18 protein-coding genes are annotated in these 19,270 nt (G+C 71.2%); 14 read left to right on the forward strand and 4 right to left on the reverse strand.

What is annotated here, in order from left to right:
- Together AC1DTW_RS14620 and AC1DTW_RS14625 are read right to left on the reverse strand one after the other, a co-directional pair.
- On the reverse strand, positions 1-1,974 hold a 1,974-nt coding region (locus AC1DTW_RS14620; RefSeq protein WP_477981919.1), incomplete at its 3' end, for a sensor histidine kinase.
- Positions 1,975-2,050: 76 nt separating this feature from the next.
- A complete protein-coding gene (locus tag AC1DTW_RS14625) occupies positions 2,051-3,712 on the reverse strand; it encodes a hypothetical protein (protein WP_477981921.1) in 1,662 nt (553 codons plus the stop codon).
- A 283-nt stretch (positions 3,713-3,995) separates the two neighbouring features.
- Here AC1DTW_RS14625 and AC1DTW_RS14630 point away from each other — a divergent pair, with 283 nt between their 5' ends.
- The 5 genes from AC1DTW_RS14630 (at position 3,996) to AC1DTW_RS14650 (ending at position 6,343) form a co-directional block, all read left to right on the forward strand.
- Positions 3,996-4,247: a hypothetical protein gene (locus AC1DTW_RS14630; protein ID WP_477981923.1), complete on the forward strand. Its 252-nt coding sequence runs from the start codon at positions 3,996-3,998 to the stop codon at positions 4,245-4,247.
- Between the two features lie 14 nt (positions 4,248-4,261).
- A complete protein-coding gene (locus AC1DTW_RS14635) occupies positions 4,262-4,591 on the forward strand; it encodes a cupin domain-containing protein (protein WP_477981925.1) in 330 nt (109 codons plus the stop codon).
- A gap of 10 nt (positions 4,592-4,601) precedes the next feature.
- The gene (locus tag AC1DTW_RS14640) at positions 4,602-5,228 is read left to right on the forward strand and encodes a LysE family translocator (protein ID WP_477981927.1); all 627 of its coding nucleotides are present in this window, start codon (positions 4,602-4,604) and stop codon (positions 5,226-5,228) included.
- Between the two features lie 452 nt (positions 5,229-5,680).
- The gene (locus tag AC1DTW_RS14645) at positions 5,681-5,932 is read left to right on the forward strand and encodes a hypothetical protein (protein WP_477981928.1); all 252 of its coding nucleotides are present in this window, start codon (positions 5,681-5,683) and stop codon (positions 5,930-5,932) included.
- Complete coding sequence (locus AC1DTW_RS14650) at positions 5,933-6,343, forward strand: DUF1801 domain-containing protein (protein WP_477981930.1); 411 nt, start codon at positions 5,933-5,935, stop codon at positions 6,341-6,343.
- A gap of 24 nt (positions 6,344-6,367) precedes the next feature.
- Here the strand turns inward: AC1DTW_RS14650 and bla are convergent, their stop codons facing one another.
- Positions 6,368-7,273 carry a class A beta-lactamase gene (gene bla / locus AC1DTW_RS14655; protein ID WP_477981932.1) on the reverse strand — a complete coding sequence of 302 codons (906 nt, stop codon included), beginning with the start codon at positions 7,271-7,273 and terminating at the stop codon, positions 6,368-6,370.
- 211 nt (positions 7,274-7,484) lie between these two features.
- Between bla and AC1DTW_RS14660 the strand changes: the two genes are divergently transcribed.
- The 5 genes from AC1DTW_RS14660 (at position 7,485) to malQ (ending at position 13,869) form a co-directional block, all read left to right on the forward strand.
- Entirely contained in the window at positions 7,485-9,656 is a 2,172-nt protein-coding gene (locus AC1DTW_RS14660) for a two-component system sensor histidine kinase NtrB (protein ID WP_477981934.1), read from the forward strand.
- Between the two features lie 11 nt (positions 9,657-9,667).
- Positions 9,668-10,333, forward strand: a complete 666-nt coding sequence (locus tag AC1DTW_RS14665; RefSeq protein ID WP_477981936.1) for a response regulator transcription factor — start codon at positions 9,668-9,670, stop codon at positions 10,331-10,333.
- Positions 10,334-11,185, forward strand: a complete 852-nt coding sequence (locus tag AC1DTW_RS14670; RefSeq protein WP_477981938.1) for a ChaN family lipoprotein — start codon at positions 10,334-10,336, stop codon at positions 11,183-11,185.
- A gap of 136 nt (positions 11,186-11,321) precedes the next feature.
- The gene (locus AC1DTW_RS14675) at positions 11,322-12,305 is read left to right on the forward strand and encodes a hypothetical protein (protein WP_477981940.1); all 984 of its coding nucleotides are present in this window, start codon (positions 11,322-11,324) and stop codon (positions 12,303-12,305) included.
- Between the two features lie 52 nt (positions 12,306-12,357).
- Positions 12,358-13,869, forward strand: coding sequence for a 4-alpha-glucanotransferase (malQ, locus tag AC1DTW_RS14680; RefSeq protein WP_477981942.1), 1,512 nt, complete (start codon positions 12,358-12,360; stop codon positions 13,867-13,869).
- Positions 13,870-13,880: 11 nt separating this feature from the next.
- Here the strand turns inward: malQ and AC1DTW_RS14685 are convergent, their stop codons facing one another.
- Positions 13,881-15,068 (reverse strand): pyridoxal-phosphate-dependent aminotransferase family protein, encoded by a 1,188-nt coding sequence (locus AC1DTW_RS14685; protein ID WP_477981944.1) that lies wholly within the window; start codon positions 15,066-15,068, stop codon positions 13,881-13,883.
- A 127-nt stretch (positions 15,069-15,195) separates the two neighbouring features.
- On the opposite strand from AC1DTW_RS14685, the gene AC1DTW_RS14690 reads away from it, so the two are divergent.
- From AC1DTW_RS14690 to AC1DTW_RS14705, 4 genes are all read left to right on the forward strand, one after another.
- Positions 15,196-16,656, forward strand: coding sequence for an NAD-dependent succinate-semialdehyde dehydrogenase (locus tag AC1DTW_RS14690; protein WP_477981946.1), 1,461 nt, complete (start codon positions 15,196-15,198; stop codon positions 16,654-16,656).
- A 56-nt stretch (positions 16,657-16,712) separates the two neighbouring features.
- Positions 16,713-17,423: a glycoside hydrolase family 19 protein gene (locus tag AC1DTW_RS14695; protein ID WP_477981948.1), complete on the forward strand. Its 711-nt coding sequence runs from the start codon at positions 16,713-16,715 to the stop codon at positions 17,421-17,423.
- A gap of 90 nt (positions 17,424-17,513) precedes the next feature.
- Positions 17,514-18,002, forward strand: a complete 489-nt coding sequence (locus AC1DTW_RS14700) for an NUDIX hydrolase (RefSeq protein ID WP_477981949.1) — start codon at positions 17,514-17,516, stop codon at positions 18,000-18,002.
- 95 nt (positions 18,003-18,097) lie between these two features.
- Complete coding sequence (locus AC1DTW_RS14705) at positions 18,098-19,267, forward strand: MFS transporter (protein ID WP_477982102.1); 1,170 nt, start codon at positions 18,098-18,100, stop codon at positions 19,265-19,267.
- Positions 19,268-19,270: the final 3 nt, after the last annotated feature.

Genomic DNA, 19,270 nt, shown 5'->3' on the forward strand with positions numbered 1-19,270 from the left:
CGCCGCCGTTGCGGCCGCGGGCGCCGGCATGGCCGCCCGCGCCGGCAGCTCGAGCGCGAAGCACGAGCCGCGCCCCGGCACCGAGCGCAGCTCGATGCGCCGGCCGAGCAGCCGTGCGCTGCGCTGCACGATCGCCAGGCCGAGCCCAAGGCCCTTGTTGCGATCGCGCCCCGGGTTGTCGAGCTGGACGAACTCCTCGAACACCAGCGCCTGCGATGCCGGCGCGATGCCGCGTCCGCTGTCCCACACCTGCAGCAGCACGACGCCGCCGTCGCGGCGCGGCCGCGCGCTGACCAGCACCCCGCCCCGCGCGGTGTAGCGGATCGCGTTGTCGACGAGGTTGCGCACGATCTGGTCGAGCAGCACCGGGTCGGCGTCGACCGCGAGCGTGGCCGCGCAGCGGAACCTCAGCCGCAGCCCCTTCGCGGCCGCCGCGGCCTGGTGGTGCAGCTCGACCGCGTCGAACAGCGCCGCCAGCGGCACCGGCTGCAGGCGCGGATGCACCGTGCCGGACTCGAGCCGCGACAGGTCCATCAGGCCCTTCAGCAGCGTCTCGAGCGACACCGCGGCCTCGTGGATGCGGTCGACCATCCCGCGCAGCGGCGCGGTCGAGAGCTGCTCGCGCAGCAGGCTCAGCAGCAGCCCGATCGCGACGACGGGCTGGCGCATGTCGTGGCTCGCGGCGGCGAGAAAGCGTGTCTTCGCGGCGTTCGCCAGCTCGAGCTCGTGCGTGCGTTGCGCGACGCGGCGCTCGAGGTCCGCGTTGAGCCGCTCGATGCCGCGCAGCGCGTGCGCGAAGCGGGCCACCAGCGTCCAGGCGATCGCGACCAGCATCAGCACGCCGGTGTAGTGCGAGAGGTAGTAGGCGTCGTAGGGCAAGCGGCTGCCGAGCAGCAACGCGTCGCGCAGCGAGAGCACCAGAAAGGTCAGCGTGGTCGCGGCGATCAGCGCCGGTTCGACGCCGTGCTCGCGCCAGCTCTTGCGCATCAGCAGGCCGATCAGCACCAGGTAGAGCGCGAGCGACGGCACGATCATCCAGCCGAGCACCGTCTCGATCGACTTCAGCGCGCCGCCGGTCATCAGTGCGCTGTTGAGGATCGCGTAGAGCCAGATCGCCTTCTCGAGCCGCGGCCAGCGCGTCTGCGTGAAGCGCAGCACGAACAGCGCGAACAGTGCGTTGAACCAGATGTGCCCGGCGTGCACGAGCACGGCCCAGGCATCGATCGGGATCGGCAGCTCGTCGACGAACAGGTTGCTGTTGCGCGCCGCCCAGACCAGCGTCGCCAGACCGAAGTACAGGTACATCGACTCGCCGCGGTTGGGCAGCCAGCTCATCAGCAGCAGCAGGCCGGCGATCGCCGACACCGCCCACGACAGCATCGCACCGTCGCGCTGCCACAGCACGCGCCATCGATACGCCGGCTGCAGCGCCGCGTACGGTGCGAGCTGGATCTGCGAGAGCCCGGCGCGCACGCGCGGCGGGCCCGAGACCTGGACCAGCAGCTCGTTGCCGCTCGGCCTCAACAGGCCCTGCGGCAGCGGCAGCAGCAGCGGTGCGTTCCAGCTGCGCGTGACCGACGGCGAGCTGCTGCGGCCGTCCCACAGGCGCGAACCGTTCAGGAACAGCTGGCCGCTCGTCGCCAGGCGCGGCACGAGCAGCGCGGGCGCGTTCATGCCGACCGGATCGAACGCGATCCGGTACCAGACGCTGCCGGTCGCGTCGGGGCGCGTCTGCTTCCAGTTGTCGGGCAGCGGGGTCGGGCGCCAGCCCGCGTTCGGCGCGGGCGCAACGGTGTCATCGGCCAGCACGCTCGCGACCGACTCGCTGCGATCGAGGCGCTGGCCGGGCCAGTCGGCGCTGTCGTGGGTGAGGCGCTGCGACCACGCCAGCGACACCAGCACCATGCCCGGGCACAGCAGCACGAGAAGGATGCGCTGCCAGTGCGCGCGCAGGAATCTGGAGAAAGAGGTCATGGCGGCGGCGGCACGGGTCCGCAAAAAAAGAAGCGGCCTCGCGGGGCCGCTTCCGAACGCGAATGATAGAGACCGCTCAGGGGTGATTCACCGAGATCCCGAAGAAGTTCTGGTTCGCATTGACGCTGATGTTGACGCTCAGCCCGGTGCCCGGCAGCTGCATCGCGATGATCTCGGCGAAGTTCACGGTGCCGCCGGTGTTCGTCGGGCTGCTGCCCGCCGCGCGGTAGCGCAGGCCGTCGCGCGGCTTGTTGATCGTGAAGCCGTCGACGCGGCCGTCGGAGGTCTTCACTCGGGTGAAGCTTCCTGCCGTGGCGTCGACCGTCTGGACCGTCATCGTGGTGTCGGTCACCGTCGAGGCGTAGCCGCCGCTGCCGATGCTGAGGTCCCAGAACTTGCTCACCGCGCCCACCTCGGGCAGGGTCTGCGTCAGTTGCTTGGCCGCGACCGAGAAGCCCATGTTGTTGGCGTCCAGCACGTACAGCGATAACTGGCCATCGGCGGTCTTGAACGCGTAGACCTTGTAGGTGCTGCCTTCGGTGTCGGTGAACTGGAATCCGCCGGCGTCGTTGGCCGTGAGCTTGCCGGGCAGGCCGGTCCACGCGGTACAGGCGCTCAGGCCCACGCAGTCGCCGCCGGCGGTGAACGTCCCGGTCGCGTCGAGCGTGAAGGTCGCGCTGGACGGCTTGAGCGGGCCGCCGGCGATGGCACGCTCGTAGCTGAGCACGTTCCAGGTGCCGGCGAGCTCGCTCAGAGGGAGGGTCTGCTCGGGGAGCACGACGGCGGCCTCGGTCTGCGTCGCCGAGACAGCGTTCAGCGAGACGATCGCGCCCGACTTCGACACCAGCAGCTTCCCGCCGTCGGTCGTCGTGAACGTGCAATTGCCGGCGTCGGTGAGCTTGGTCGTCGAGGCGTCGAAGAACTTCGCGGTCATCGTGCCGGCATCGAACGTGAAGACATGGTTGGCCCAGGCCGGGTCGGCCTCGTTCGGGTTGAGGGCGCGGTAGCGGCCGCTGCGCAGGCCTGCGCAGGTCGAGACGACCGGCTGCAGCAGCGTCTTGACCGGCGCCTGCGTGTCGGTGCCGCTCGCAACCAGCGTCGTCGTGACATCCGCGAGCGTGACGCCGGCAGCGGCCAGCGCGGCCTTCAGCGCATCGAGCTTCTGGTCGAGCGTGTTGCCGGCGGTGCCGCCGTTTGCAGCGACCAGCGAGTCCTTGAGCGGGTCGATGCCGGTCAGGTCGATCGTGCCGCTGAGCGCGCTCGTGACGGCGGCGATCGCCGTCGCGACGTTGGCCGCGGTCAGGCGGGTCTGCGCGCTGGCGTCGAAGTTGGCGAACAGCGTCGCCGGGTCGGCCCCGGCGACCTGGGCCGCGACGAGCTGCGACAGCGGCGTGATGTTCGCGCGCACCGCGTTGCCGCTGCCGCCTTCGGCGAGCGAGTAGAGCTCGGTGCTGCCGGCCGTCACGTGCATCACGCAGGGCAGGCTGCCGCCGCTGATCGTGACGGTGTAGCTGCCGTCGGCGATCGTCGTCGCGGTGCCGGTACCGGCGGCGCACTTGACATCGATCAGGCCGCCGCTGATCGCGGCGCCGGTGGCGGCGGTGCCGCTGATCGTCAGCGCGGCCGGCGTGGCCGGCGCGACACTGGCAGGTGCAGCGCTGTCGCTGCTGCCGCCGCCGCCGCAAGCGGTCAACAGGGCAGCCTGGATGGCCGCGGTGGCCAGGACGAACTTCTTCATGGTCATTTCCTTTTGCCCGGCGCAATGGCCCGGCGCTGTTGCCGAATGTCGGGCGCGTTGTGGTGCCAACGGCGACGCCCCGACGCGATCGATGGGCACCGCCTTCGATGCCACGACGCGACGGTACGCAGCGCGGTCGCCGACCGACATCGGCCATTCGGCTGAGCGCGGCGTCGCGCGGTGCGCCGGCGTGAAGTAGTGCGCGGCCGGGATGGGGAGCCGTCGCGCTCATCGCGCCGTCGCGCGGCGCTACAGTCACGACCATGCGCAAAGGGGCACGCTCATGAGCCAGGAAAGTCTTCGCATCGTCATGGAATTCACGCCGGAGGACCGGACCTGGATTCGCGTCAGCAAGATCGGCGTCCCGCGCTTCTGGGACGACCACGCGATGCCACCGGCGCTCGGCGACGTGGTGCGCGTCGGCGGCCGGCAGTTCGTCATCGATGCCCGGGTCTGGGAGCACGACGGCGCGGCGCCGACGCTGCGGCTGTACATGAGCAGCGGGCACGCGCAGAGCGACACGACGTTCGGATAGGCATACTCGCGGTCATGGCCATCGCGCATGTTTCTCCGGGTCAGGTCGTCGATGTCGGCCCGCTCGGGGCTCGGCTGTCGAGCGAGAAGACCGTCGCGCTGTTCAAGGCGCGCGACCTCGAGGTCATGCGCGTCGTCCTGCGGGCCGGCAAGTCGCTGCCGCCGCACAAGGTGGCGGGCGAGATCAGCATTCAGTGCATCGAAGGCGCGATCGAGGTCAGCGCCGACGGCCGCAGCCACGTGCTCCATGCCGGGCAGCTGCTGTACCTCGCGGGCGATGTGGTGCACGGCGTCGCCGCGCTCGAGGATGCATCGGCCCTCGTGACCATCGCGCTTCGACCGTAGGGCCGTCATCGTGCCGATCGAATCATGGCTCGCCTTCGTCGCCGCATCCGCGGTGCTGCTGATCATTCCCGGCCCGACGATCCTGACGGTCATCAGCTACGGCGTGGCGCACGGCCGACGCGCGAAGCTGCCGCTCGTCGTCGCCGTCGCGCTCGGCGATTCGACCGCGCTGGTCGTCTCCCTGCTCGGCCTGGGCGCGCTGCTGGCGAGCTCGGCGTTCTGGTTCACGGTCGTCAAGTGGGTCGGCGGCCTGTACCTGCTCTACCTCGGCATCAGGCTGCTTCGCGCCGGCATCGCGCCGACGGAGTCCGTCGCTGCGGCGGTGCCGGGTTCGCGCTGGCGGCTGTTCGCGAACACCTACCTGGTCACGGCGCTGAACCCGAAGGGCATCGTGTTCTTCGTGGCCTTCCTGCCGCAGTTCATCAGCCCGGGGATCGGCGTGACCCAGCAGCTGTGGGTCCTGGCCGTCACGTTCGTGGCCATGGCCACGCTCAACGCGACCCTGTACGCGGTGTTCGCCGGCTCGGCGCGCCGGCTGCTCGCATCGCCGCGCGCGCAGCGCCGCTTCAATGTCGCCGGCGGGTCGCTGCTGTCGGCCGCGGGGGTGTGGGCGCTGCTGGCCAGGCGCGTGGCCTAGCGCCGACGCTTCAGGCCCGCTGATGCAGTGCCCACGCGATAACGCGGAGCTTCTGCTAAGGAGCGTCGAGGGCCACAGCGGCTACCGTTGCGTCGAGTGCAAGGGGGCATGGCTTCCGCAAAAGTATCTTCGCTCGATCTCGTACTCGCATCGCTTTTCCTGGGAGGCCTTCGAGGCCATCCTCGCCGGAAGTTCAAGCGCTGGCGTCTTGCGCTGTCCCCACGGGTGCGGAAGTCTGCGAGAGGCTTCGTATACCGACATTGATGTTCTCTGGTGTTCAAAGTGCAGTGGGGTCTGGTTCGACCACGGAAGCATCGCAAAGCTTCTTGCTGCAGAGGGCCGCAAGGCGGAACCCATCGGTTCGGTCGTTGCAGCCGAATCAATCCTTTGGGCCCTGGTGATTGCGCTTTTTCATTGAGGCGGCGCGCCTCTGCACACCCTGGAGATCGCCGATGCCCGAATACGAAGAAGCTTTCGCCATGCTGCGGAAGATCGAGCAGAACCAATTGAAGGCGCTCGCGATGCAAGCGGAGCAGCTTTCGATCGTCAAGGCGCAGATGGAACGAGCCGAGGCAAAGGTCCAGGAGAGTATTGCACTTCAGAGAGTCGCGATCTCCAGGCAAGCAACAGCGCTGACTGTTGCGCTCCCGATCATCCTCGTTGCGTTGCTCTGCGCGCTCTATTTGCTTTTCAGGCACGCGTAAATGGGCCGCGCGAAGCCTGTTCTCCTCTCGGGCGGCAACCCGCAGATAGCGAAGGCCGACGGCGACGCCCCGGTGCAGGCCTACATCGCGGCGATGCCCGGCTGGAAGAGCGATGTCGGGCGCCGCCTCGACGCGCTCGTCGTGCGCACGGTCCCCGGCGCGTGCAAGGCGGTCAAGTGGAACTCGCCTTTCTACGGCATCGAGGGCCAGGGCTGGTTCCTCGGCTTTCATACCTTCACGAACTGCGTCAAGGTGACCTTCTTCCGGGGCACCTCGCTGCAGCCCGCGCCGCTCGGAGGCAAGGCCAGGGACGCGCGCTGGATCGACATCCACGAGGACGATCTCGACGAGACGCAGATGGCGTCGTGGATCCGGCAGGCGGCCGCCCTGCCCGGCTGGGGCAAGTCGTAGGCGGCGCGCGGTCGCAGCCCAGGGTCACGCGCCGGCGACGATCGTCGTGAGCAGCCGCCCGACCTGCGCGAGCGTCTCGTCGCGGGCCTCGACCGGCGCGGCGCTGCGCGCGAGGTAGGCGGTCACCAGCAGCGGCGGTCGGTTCGGCGGCCAGACGACGGCGATGTCGTTGTGGCTGCCGTTCGCGCTCGTGCCGGTCTTGTCGCCGATGACCCAGTCCGCGGGCAGCCCCGCCTTCAGGCGCCGGTCGCCGGTGGTGCTGGCGCGCAGCCATTGCTGCAGCAGCTCGCGCGACGCGGGCTTCAGCGCATCGCCGAGCACGACCCGATGCATGCCGTGCAGCATCGCGCGCGGCGAGGTCGTGTCGCTGACCGCGTTGCGCCAGGTGTTCAGCGCGGGCTCGATGCGGTCCAGCCGCGTCACGGTGTCGCCGAGCGAGCGCGCGAATGCGGTCAGCGCGCGCGGCCCGCCGTAGCTCGCGAGGATCAGGTTCGCCGCGGTGTTGTCGCTGGTCGCCAGCGTCGCCGAGCACAGCTCGGCGAGCGTCATGCCCTCACCGCCCGCGTGCCGGCCGGTGACCGGCGAGTACGTCACCAGATCGGCGGGGCCGAACGCCACGCGGCGCTCGAGCGACTCCTGCCCGAGGTCGACGCGGTGCAGGACCAGCGCCGCCGCGAGCAGCTTGAAGGTGCTGCACATCAGGAAGCGCTCGTCGGCGCGGTGGTTGAACTCGGCGCCGTTCGCGGTGTCGACGATCTGCACGCCCAGGCGACCGCGGCTGCCGCGCTCGATCTCGTGCAAGCGCTTCGCGATGTCGCGGCGCAGGTCGGGCGGCGCGCTGTTCGCGCCGGCCGCGCGCCCGGCAGACGCGAAGGCCAGGCCCAGGCCCGGGCCGAGCAATGTCATCGACGTGAAATGGCGCCTGTTCATCGGGGTGCTTCCGGGTGTTCGAAGACCTGGACGATAGGCCGGCGGCGCGCCGCGGACAAGACCGGGGGGCGCCGGCTGAGCTGGTCGCGGAACAGGAGGCGCGGCAGCCCTCGGGCCCCGCGCACGGGCTGCATCGGCTACCGTGTCGGGCATGAGCCCGCCGGGCCGCCCCAAGGGCGAACACCGGAAGGCGCCGCCTGAAGGGACTCCAATGACCATGCCTGCACTCGAAGCCGCCGCGTTGCAGCCGGTCGACGCGATCGCGCCGCTGCGGCCGCGCCGGCTGCGCGTCGTGTTGTGGATCGCGCTGGTCGTGCTGCTGCTCGCGGCGCAGACGCTGCTGGTCGCGCTCGCGTTCCACTACCGTTCGACGCGCACCCAGGAGGCGGTCGAGGCGACGGCCGCCGCCGCCAGCGGCGAGCTCTCGCAGCTGCTCGCGAAGGACCTGCAGGCGATCCTCGCGATGCCTGGCGGCGGCGCCCCTGCCGGGCCGTGGCGCGCCCGCGCCGAGCAGCTGCTGGTCGCGCGGCCCGAGCTGCTGCGCTTCGAGCGCCGCGATGCGGCACTCGCGATCGTCGACGCGGTCGACACGCGGGCGCACCCGCCGTTGTTCAGGCAGCTGCACCGCAACGAGGTCCAGCTCGAGACCGAGCTCGCCTGCCAGGCGACGCAGCGCCGCGGCGGGCCGACCTATTCGCACAGCTACTTCGTGCCGCAACCCGACGGCATGGGCCTGGAGGTGATGGACCTGTGCGTGGCCGAACATGCGGCCGACGTCGCGGGTGCGCAGGCCACCGGCTTCGTCATCGCGAGCTATTCGCTGCCGGGCCTGCTCGACCAGCTCTCGGTGCAGGCGCTCGCGCCGGGGCACGACCTGTCGTTCGTCGAGGCCGACGGCGCGCGCCTCGCGCACGGCCGCATGCACGTGGGCACCGGCGTCTTCAAGGCGAGCCGGATGATCGACCTGCCCGGCACCGCGATGCAGCTGCACGTCGACAGCGCCGCGAGCCGGCCGAGCCTGGTGCCCGACCTCGTCACCGGCCTGGTGATCGGCTTGTCGCTGACGCTGTTCGGCGTCGTCGTGCTGCTCGCGCGCGACGTGCGCAAGCGCGCCCGTGCCGAGGGCGCGCTGGCGGATGCGCTGGCATTCCGCAAGGCGATGGAGGATTCGGTCGTGACCGGCCTGCGCGCACGCGACCTGCACGGCCGCACGACCTATGTCAACCCGGCCTTCTGCGCGATGGTCGGCTTCGCGGCCGACGAGCTGGTCGACCGCGACCCGCCGCCGTACTGGCCCGTCGAGCACCTGCCCGAGTACCGCCAGCGCCAGCAGGCGCGGCTGACGAGCACGCCGGCGACGCACGCGCGCGACGCCTTCGAGACCACCTTCGTGCGCCCGAGCGGCGAGCGCTTTCCGGTGATGGTGTTCGAGGCCCCGCTGCTCGACAGCGCCGGCCGCCACACCGGCTGGATGAGCGCCATGCTCGACCTCTCCGCGCAGCGCCGCGTCGAGGAGGTCGCGCGCCAGCAGCAGGACCGGCTGCAGGCCACCGCGCGCCTGGCCACCGCGGGCGAGATGGCCTCGCTGCTGAGCCACGAGCTGAACCAGCCGCTGTCGGCGATCGCGGCCTATGCGACCGGCTCGCTGAACATGATGGATGCACAGGCGCAGATGCAAGGGAAGGGTGAAGCGCCCGACCCCGAGTTGTGGCCGCTGCTGCACCAGGCGTCGCAGCGCATCGCCGAGCAGGCCGAGCGCGCCGGCCGCGTGATCAAGAGCGTGCACGACTTCGTGCGCCGGCGCGAACAGGCGCGCGAGTCGATCGGCGTCGACGCGCTGATCGAAGCGATCCTGCCGCTGGTGCGCCTGCAGGCGCGCAAGAGCGACACGCACATCGCGCTCGATGCGGCCACGCCGATCCCGAAGGTCGTCTGCGACCGCGCGATGGTCGAGCAGGTGCTGCTGAACCTGACGCGCAACGGCATCCAGGCGATGCAGGGTGCGCCGGGAGGCCATGGCATTGACGCGCCGGTGCTGACGCTGCGCGTGCGCCGCACGCATCCGCAGTGGGTTTGCATCTCGGTCATCGACCGCGGGCCGGGCATCGTCGACGACGTGGCGCGCCAGCTGTTCACGCCGTTCTTCACGACCCGCAGCGACGGCATGGGGCTGGGCCTGAGCGTGTGCCGCTCGATCGTCGAGCAGCACGGCGGCGCGCTCGATTTCACGAACCTGCGCGGCCCGGATGGGACGATCCTCGGCGCCGAATTCAGCTTCACGCTGCCGGCGGCGCAAGACGTTCACCGCAGAGGCGCGGAGAACGCAGAGGACCGCAGAGACACGGCAGAGTCTCCCTCCGCGCTCTCTGCGCCTCTGCGGTGAAGAATGACCCCATGACCCTCGCCCTCCCGCCCGAACTCGGCCTGCCGATGGTCTACCTCGTCGACGACGAAGACATCGTGCGCGACGCCGTTGCCTGGCTGCTGCGCTCGCGCCGGCTGCTCTCGCAGGGGCACGGCAGCGCCGAGGCCTTCGAGGCCGCGCTCGACGCGGCGCCGGCCGCGGTCGGGGGGCAGTGGCCGACGTCGCCCGCGTGCCTGCTGCTCGACCTGCGGATGCAGGGCATGAGCGGCCTCGCGCTGTTCGAGCGCCTGGCCGAACGCGGTCTGACCGACGCGCTGCCGGTGATCTTCCTGACCGGCCACGGCGACGTGCCGACCGCCGTCGCGGCGGTCAAGCGCGGCGCGTTCGACTTCGTCGAGAAGCCGTTCTCGAACAACGCGCTGGTCGACCGCATCGAGCAGGCGCTGGCGGCGAGCGCGGCGAGCATCGTCGCGCGGCGCGAGCGCGCGCAGCGCCTGCGCGGCCTGGCCGATCTCAGCGAGCGCGAGCGCGAGGTGATGGACCTGATCGCGCAAGGCCTGCCGAACAAGCTGATCGCCGATGCGCTGCACCTGAGCGTGCGGACCGTCGAGGTGCATCGCGCGCGGGTGTTCGACAAGCTCGATGTGGGTTCGGCGGTCGAGCTCGCGAACCTGTTGCACGCGGCGCGCGGCTGAATGTTCGCGAGCTGGCGAGCGTCGATCTCCTGCGTCGTCGTCGCCGTGGCGGCGTGCGCGGCCCCTGCGCCGTCGCCACCGTGGGAGCCCCGCCTGACGGGAGATGCCATCGTGCTGTTGGGGGAGGTGCACGACAACGCCGCACAGCATGTCCGGCGACTGAATGTGCTGCGCGCCGCCTTCGCCGCGGGCTGGCGGCCGGCCATTGCGATGGAGCAGTTCGACGTCGAGCGCCAACGCGATATCGACCGGGCCCGCCGCGAGCGGCCGCGCGATGCGCAGCACGTGATCGAGCTGGCGACGGCGCCTCCCGGCGGGGGCTGGAACTGGGCCTTCTATCGGCCCTACGTGACGCTGGCACTGGAATACGACGTGCCGCTGCTGGCTGCGAACCTGTCGAATGCCGACACGCGCCGCATCGTGCGCGGCGGACTGGCCGCGAGTTTCGACCCGCAGCGCCTGACGGCGCTGGGTCTCGATCGCGCGATCGCCGCCGACTGGCAGCAGGCCCAGGAGCGCGAGATCGACCGCGGGCACTGCGGTGCGCTGCCCGCGGCGCTGTGGCCGCGCATGGCACAGGCCCAGTTCGCCCGCGACGCGGTGATGGCCGACGTTCTGCGCCGGCATGCCCGACAAGGCATCGTGCTGCTGGCAGGCAACGGCCACGTGCGGCGCGACATCGGGGTGCCGCGCTGGCTCGGAACCGATGCGTCGCGGCTCTTCGCGGTCGGCCTGCTGGAGCGCGACGACGCGGACACGCCCCCGGATGCGTTCGACGCCACGCTGCGCACCGAGAGGGCCGACCGCACCGATCCTTGCGCCGAATTCAAGCCGCAAAGCAACGGCGGTTGAGGGCTGTTCTCGACAGCGCGACGCAGCGCATTCGCGGCAGACATCACGGCACCCCCGCCGGGCGCGTGCGGTGCCCTTGTCGGCGCCAAGCCGCCCGCCCTAGCATGCGTGCCTTCACGCCCTGCCTCGACCGTCCATGATCTCTTCGTCGACCACCCCGCGCCGCCGGGTCCCGAGCCTGGCGCTCGCGCTCGCCATCGTCTGCCCTGCAGCCTGGGCGCAGCTGCTGGCGCCCAGCCCGCCTGCGGTCCCCGCCGCGGAGGCGCCGCCGGCGAGCCCGGCGCTGGTCAATCACCTGGTGCGTGTGCTCGAAAGGCGCGAGCAGCCGCCGGCCACGGGCGCGTTCGGTGCTGCCAACCCGGCCGCGCTGTCGATGATCGACGCGCTCGACGCCGAGCGCCAGCTGCGCGGACTCGGCGCGCGCGCCGCGTCCGGCGCGCCGCGGGTGGCCGAGCTGCTGGCCCGCACCGAACGCAACGCCTACGAGCTGACCTTCACGCTCTGGGCGATCAGCGCGCCGCCGGGCGCCGAACCGCTGAGTGGCCTGCAGGCGTCGCTGGCGCAGGCCACGGGTGCCGCGCGGCTCGAACTGCTGGCCCGGATCGGCCGCAGCCGCGCGCCGCAGGCGATCCCGGTGCTGCGCGAAGCGAGCCGCGCCGCCGAGCTGCCGCAGCGCCTCGTCGCCGGTGTCGCGCTCGGCTTTCAGAACGATGCCGCCACCGGCGACGAACCGGCGCGTCTGCTGGCCGCGATGCTGAAGGACCCGGACAAGCCGGCGCGCCACGTGGCCGCCAACGGGCTGCGCCTGCTCGGCACGCGCGCCCAGGCGGCCGTGCCGGCGCTGATCGAGTACCTGCGCACGCGCGACAACGTCTACATGGCGACCAGCGCGCTCGCGGTCGCGCCGGCGCGCGAGCTGATGCCGGCGCAGGGCGAGCTCGAGGCGATCCTCGGCGACAGCAAGCTCAGCGACTTCCAGAAGCAGCCCGCCGTGCAGCTGCTGATGCGCATCGAGCAGCAACGCGGCCTCGACGCCGCGAACGGCGCGGCACCGGTGCCGAAGAGCCCGGCCGTGATGGTGCCGCCGCCGCCGCGCGCCGCGGACGCCAGCCGCACCTGAGCGGCACCCGAACCGCATCGGCGCGTGCAGGCCGGCGGGCGACAATTCGCCGATGGACCTGAACCAACGCCGCGCCGGCGTGCTGCTGCACATCACCTCGCTGCCCGGGCCGCACGGCATCGGCGACCTCGGCCCCGAGGCCTTCCACTTCGTCGACTGGCTCGCGTCGGCCGGGCAGAGCGTCTGGCAGGTGTTGCCGACGACGCCGATCGGCCCCGGCGATTCGCCGTACCAGAGCCTCTCGGCCTTCGCCGGCAGCCCGTTGATGGTCGCGCTCGAGCCGCTGGTCGCGCAGGGCTGGCTCGCGCCCCCCGCGTTGCCGGCGGGTGGCTTCGGTGCGGGCCGGGTCGACTACGCGCGCGTCGCGCCGTGGCGCATCGCGCAGCTGCGCGCGGCCGCCGACGGCTTCTTCGGCCACGCCACGAGCGCCGACCGCGTCGCGTTCTCGACCTGGTGCGAGGCGCAGTCGACCTGGCTCGATGACTACGCGCTCTTCATGGCGCTCGCGAACGCGCATGCCGATGCGTCGTGGTGGCACTGGCCGCAGCCGTTGCGCGAGCGCGCGCCGGCGGCGCTCGTGCAGGCGCGGCGCGAGCTCGCGGCCGAGATCCGCTTCTGGCAGTTCGTGCAGTGGTGCTTCGACACGCAATGGGCCGCGTTGCGCGCGCACGCTCACGCGCGCGGCGTCTTCATCATGGGCGACCTGCCGATCTTCGTCGCGCAGCACAGCGCCGACTGCTGGGCGCGGCCGGATCTGTACGAGCTCGATGCCGGGTTCCAGCCGACCGTCGTCGCCGGCGTGCCGCCCGATGCGTTCAGCGACGATGGCCAGCGCTGGGGCAACCCGCTGTACCGCTGGGACCGCATGGCCGCCGAAGGCTACGCGTGGTGGGTCGCCCGCGTGCGGCGTGCGCTGGCGCATGCCGACGCGTTCCGCATCGACCATTTCCGCGGCTTCGCGGCGCATTGGGAGGTGCCGGCGACGAGCCCGACCGCTACCTCCGGCCGCTGGGTGCCTGGCCCTGGCAAGGCCCTGTTCGACGCGCTCGCGCGTGCGCTCGGGCCGCTGCCGATCGTCGCCGAGGACCTCGGCGTGATCACGCCCGACGTGGTCGCGTTGCGCGAGGACTGCGGCTTTCCCGGCATGCGCATCCTGCAGTTCGCGTTCGGCGACGACGCGACCAACCCGTACCTCCCGCACCGCCACACGCCGGCCTCGGTGGTCTACAGCGGCACGCACGACAACGAGACCACGCGCGGCTGGTGGGCGAACCTGCCGGCGCACGAGCGCGCGTTCGCCGGCGCCTACCTCGCGGCGGATGCGACCGACGTGCACTGGGCGATGATCCGCGCCGCGTGCAACTCGGTCGCGAACACCTCGATCGTGCCGATGCAGGACGTGCTCGGCCTCGACGGCACGCACCGCATGAACCAGCCCGGCACGCCGACCGGCAACTGGAGCTGGCGCTTCGACTGGGCCATGGTCGGCAGCGAGCCGGGCCGCGTGCTGGGGCTGATGACCGCGGCGAGCGGGCGCGGGCCGTTCGGGTCGCTGCGCGGCTGAGAGGCTGAGGATCAGTCGGCGGCAAGGCTCGCCACCGCGCATTCGACCCCGCCGCGGCCGAACGGAATGCGCTGCACCGTCATCGCCGCCTCGACACCGCCGAGGCAGCCGAGGACCATCGCGGCGTTGATGTCGCCGAGGTGCCCGATGCGGAACGCGCGCCCGGCGAGCGGGCCGAGGCCGCCGGCGATCGCGACCTCGAAGCGCTCGCGGGCGACCGTGCGCATCGCCTCCGGGTCGACGCCGGGCGCGACCGCGATCGTCGTCACCGAGACCGAGCGCGCGGCCGGCACCTGGCCGAAGAAGCTCAGCGCGCCGCCTTCGCTCCAGCGCGCGACCGCCGCGTGCACCGCGTCGGCCAGGCGCCGATGGCGCGCCAGCACGGCCCCCTCGCCTTCGCGGAAGATCAGCGTCAGCGCGGCCTCCAGCCCGGCGAGCAGGCTTTGCGGCGGCGTGCCGCAGAACTTGCGGTACGAGAACTCGCTCTGGCGCAGCCGCCAGTCCCAGTAGAAGCGCGGCGCGGGGTTGGCGCGCGAGAACGCCATCGCCGTCGGGTCGACCGCGACGAAGCTCAGCCCCGGCGGCACCATCAAGCCCTTCTGGCACGCGCCGAGCACGACGTTCGCGCGCAGCGCGCCCATGTCGAACGGCGCCGCGCCGAGCGACGCGACGACATCGACGACGAACAGCGCCGGATGCTGTGCGCGGTCGATCGCGGCGCGCAACGCGGCGAGGTCGCTGGTGATGCCGCTCGCGGTGTCGGTGTGAACCACGAAGATCGCAGCGATCTCGTGGGCACGGTCGTCGCGCAGCATCGCCTCGAGATCGTCCGGCGCGATCGGCAGCCCTTCGACCCAGGGTGTGCGCAGGACGACGCCGCCCATCGCCTCGGTCTGCGCGGCCCACGACTCGGAGAAGTGCCCGGTGCCGGCGACCAGCACCTTCGTGCCCGGCGCGACGAGGTTCGCGATCACCGCCTCCCAGGCGCCATGGCCGTTCGCGGCGTAGAGGAACACGTCGTGCTCGGTGTGCAGCAGGCGCTTCAGGCCGGCCTCGCACGCGGCGATGCAGCGGTCGACGCGCGGGTCGGCCAGGTCCATCGGCTGGCGGCTCATCGCGTGCAGCACTTCGTCGGGCACGCGACTCGGGCCGGGCGAATGGAGGAAGCGGTGGCCGGGCAGGCGTGCGATGGCGTTCATGCGGAGGCTGGCAGATGGGAGTGTCTCGATGCTAACGGGCGGGCGGTGCACGCGCCCAAGCCTCGCATGACCTTCGATCAAGGGCTATTCTTTCGCGAAGCCCTGCAACCCGATCTGGAGACGCGAAATGATGAAGCTCAAGGACCCCGGCCTGTTCAAGCAGCAGGCCTACATCGCCGGCGCGTGGGTCGATGCCGACAACGGCGGGACCGTTGCGGTGACGAACCCGGCGACCGGCGAGAAGCTCGGCACGGTGCCGATGTGCGGCACGAACGAGACCGCGCGCGCGATCGCTGCGGCCGACACCGCGCAACGCCTGTGGCGCGACGTGCCCGCGAAGGAGCGCAGCGCGATCCTGCGCAAGCTGAACGACCTGATGCTCGCGAACCTCGACGACCTCGCGCTGATCATGACCAGCGAGCAGGGCAAGCCGCTTGCCGAGTCCAAGGGCGAGATCGCCTACGCCGCATCGTTCATCGAGTGGTTCGCGGAAGAAGCGCGCCGCGTCTACGGCGACACGATCCCCGCGACCTCGAACGACAAGCGCATCCTCGCGATCAAGCAGCCGGTCGGCACGACCGCGGCGATCACGCCGTGGAACTTTCCGACCGCGATGCTGACGCGCAAGGCCGGCCCGGCGCTCGCGGCCGGCTGCTCGATGGTCGTCAAGCCGGCGACGCAGACGCCGTTCTCGGCGCTGGCGTTCGCCGAACTCGCCGAGCGCGCCGGCGTGCCGAAGGGCCTGCTCGCGGTGCTGACCGGCTCGGCGGCGCAGATCGGCGCCGAGATGACGCGTTCGCCGCTCGTGCGCAAGCTCACGTTCACCGGCTCGACCGAGGTCGGCCGCACGCTGATGCGGCAAAGCGCCGACACGATCAAGAAGCTCTCGCTCGAGCTCGGCGGCAACGCGCCGTTCATCGTCTTCGACGATGCCGACATCGACGCCGCGGTCGACGGCGCGATGATCTCGAAGTACCGCAACACCGGCCAGACCTGCGTCTGCGCGAACCGCCTGTACGTGCAGCGCGGCGTGCTGAAGGCGTTCACCGACAAGCTGGTCGCGAGGGTCAAGGCCTTGAAGGTCGGCAATGGGCTGGACGCCGGCGTCACGCAGGGGCCGCTGATCGACGCGAAGGCGATCGCGAAGATCGAGGAGCACATCGCCGACGCGCGCGCGAAGGGCGGCGAGGTGCTGACCGGCGGCAAGCGCCACGCGCTCGGCGGCCTGTTCTTCGAGCCGACCGTGGTCGCCGGCGCGACCGCCGAGATGCTGTTCGCGAAGGAAGAGACCTTCGGCCCGCTCGCGCCGATCTTCGCGTTCGACACCGAGGCCGAGGCCATCGCGCTGGCGAACGACAGCGAGTTCGGCCTCGCGTCGTACTTCTACAGCCGCGACATCGGCCGCGTGATGCGCGTGGCCGAGCGGCTCGAGTCGGGCATCGTCGGCGTCAACACCGGCCTGATCTCGACGGCCGAGGCGCCGTTCGGCGGCGTCAAGCAATCGGGCCTCGGCCGCGAAGGCTCGAAGTACGGGCTCGACGACTTCCTCGAGATCAAGTACGTGTGCCTCGGCGGGCTGGACAAGTGAACCTTCGCTGAACGCGGTACAGCGCGGGCGAGGGCTCGCCGACAAGGGGATGCACGATGCCCATCAGCGACGCGCAACTGCAGAAGGTCATGCCGACACTCGTGCCGGCGAAGCGCGCGCTGTACCTGGCGCAGCTGAACGCGGCGATGCAGCGCTACGGCATCGACACGCCGCTGCGCAGCGCCGCCTTCGTGGCGCAGCTCGCGCACGAGTCCGGCGAGTTGCGCTGGATGGAGGAGATCTGGGGCCCGACCGCCGCGCAGCTGCGCTATGAACCGCCGGGCGATCTGGCGCGGCGCCTGGGCAACACGCAGCCCGGCGACGGCTTGCGCTTCAAGGGCCGCGGGCCGATCCAGATCACCGGCCGCGCCAACTATCGCCAGTACGGCGCGTTGCTCGGCGTCGACCTGGTCGCCGACCCGGTGCGCGCGGCCGCGCCTGAACTCGCGTTCGCGACGGCCGGGTTGTACTGGCAGCACAACGGCCTGAACGAACTCGCGGATGCGCGCGACTTCGTCGCGATCACGAAGCGCATCAACGGCGGCACCAACGGCCTCGCGGAGCGGCAGCGCTACTACGCACGTGCGCTGGAGGTGCTGGCGACGGTGGCGCCGCGCGGCGTGCCGTTGCCACGGGGCTTCGAGGCGATCGCCGCGGCGGCGACACGCCCTGTCGCAAGGAAGCACACCGCAAAGAAGCCCGCGCCGGCGCGAAAGGCGGTTGCGAAAGCCGTCCCCGTGAAGGCCGCCGCGAAGCGCAAGACCTGAAGCAGCGCGATCTCGCACGCTTTTTGCTGTCTGTTCGGCGGATTGCCAAGGCGTGCCCGTGCCAGACTCGGGCGTTCGTACGGGTCTGCCATGTCGTTCTTCAATCCCAAACGTCTGAGTTGCGGTGTCGTGATCCTGAATCCGGATCGCGAACTGCTGCTGTGCCACGTGACGGGGCAGAACCACTGGGACCTGCCGAAGGGCGGCATCGAACTCGGCGAGACGCCGCTCGAGGCTGCGCTGCGCGAGACGCGCGAGGAGAGCGGGCTGCGCCTGCAGCCCGAGGCCTTGTTCGACCTGGGCCGCTTCGCCTACACGAACAAGAAGAACCTGCACCTGTTCGCGATCGCGATGCCGCGCTTCGACCTGCGGGCGCTGCGCTGCGAAAGCCGCTACCTCGATCGCTACTCGGGCCGCCAGCTTCCCGAGATGGACGGCTTCGGCTGGTTCGCCTTCGAGCGCGTCGCGACCCTGTGCACGCCGAAGATGGCGCAGGTGCTCGGCAGCCGGATCGATCTGCAGCGCGTGCTCGACCAGCTCGGTGGCGCCGAACCCGAGTTCGCCGCTGCGGCGGCCTGATACCCCGGATTCGCAGTCTCGGCTAAGGTGCCGGGATGCTCGACACCCACAGCCGGCCGATGACCGGCAAGACCCGCCTCGGCACGCTGAGGCAGATGCCGGCCGGGGTCTGGATGCTCGGCTTCGTCAGCCTGCTGATGGACATCTCGTCGGAGATGATCCACAGCCTGTTGCCGATGTTCATGGTCGGTGTGCTCGGGGCCAGCGCCTTCACGCTCGGCCTGGTCGAAGGGCTGGGCGAGTCGACCGCGCTCGTCGTCAAGGTGTTCTCGGGCACGCTGAGCGACTACCTCGGCAGGCGCAAGGGGCTGGCGCTGTTCGGGTATGCGCTCGGCGCGTTGACCAAGCCGCTGTTCGCCGTCGCCGGGGCGACCGGCACGGTGCTGACGGCGCGCCTGCTCGACCGCGTCGGCAAAGGCATCCGGGGCGCACCGCGCGATGCGCTGGTCGCCGACATCGCGCCGCCGACCTTGCGCGGCGCGGCCTTCGGGCTGCGCCAGTCGCTCGACACGGTCGGCGCCTTCCTCGGCCCGCTGTTCGCCGTCGGGCTGATGCTGTGGTGGGCCGACGATTTCAGGAAGGTGTTCTGGGTCGCGCTGATCCCGGGTCTGCTCGCCGTCGCGCTGCTGTTCTTCGGCGTGCACGAGCCGGCTCGACATGCCGACGCGAAGCGGACGAATCCGATCCGTCGCGAGAACCTCGTGCGGCTCGGCAGCGCGTACTGGTGGGTCGTCGGCATCGGCGCCGTGTTCACGCTGGCGCGCTTCAGCGAGGCGTTTCTGGTCCTGCGCGCGCAGCAGGGCGGCGTGCCGATTGCGCTGGTGCCGCTGGTGATGGTGGCGATGAATCTCGTCTATGCCGCGTCGGCCTACCCGTTCGGCAAGCTCTCGGACCGGGTCAGCCGCACGAAGCTGCTCGCGGCCGGGCTGGTCGTGCTGGTGGCCGCCGATCTCGTTCTCGGCGCCGGCGACCACTGGACCACGGTGCTCGTCGGCGTGGCGCTGTGGGGCGTGCACATGGGAATGACGCAGGGCCTGCTCGCCGCGATGGTGGCCGACACCGCGCCGGCCGATCTGCGTGGCACGGCCTACGGGCTGTTCAACCTGATGAGCGGCCTCGCGCTGCTGATCGCAAGCGCACTCGCCGGGCTGATCTGGGATCGGCTCGGCGCGGCATCGACCTTCCATGCCGGCGCGATCTTCTGCGTGATGGCGCTGGCGGGGCTGGCGCGCTATCCGTCCGGCCGCGTCGCGGCCGTCCGGTAGCGA

This window comes from Rhizobacter sp. P5_A1, assembly GCF_056400745.1.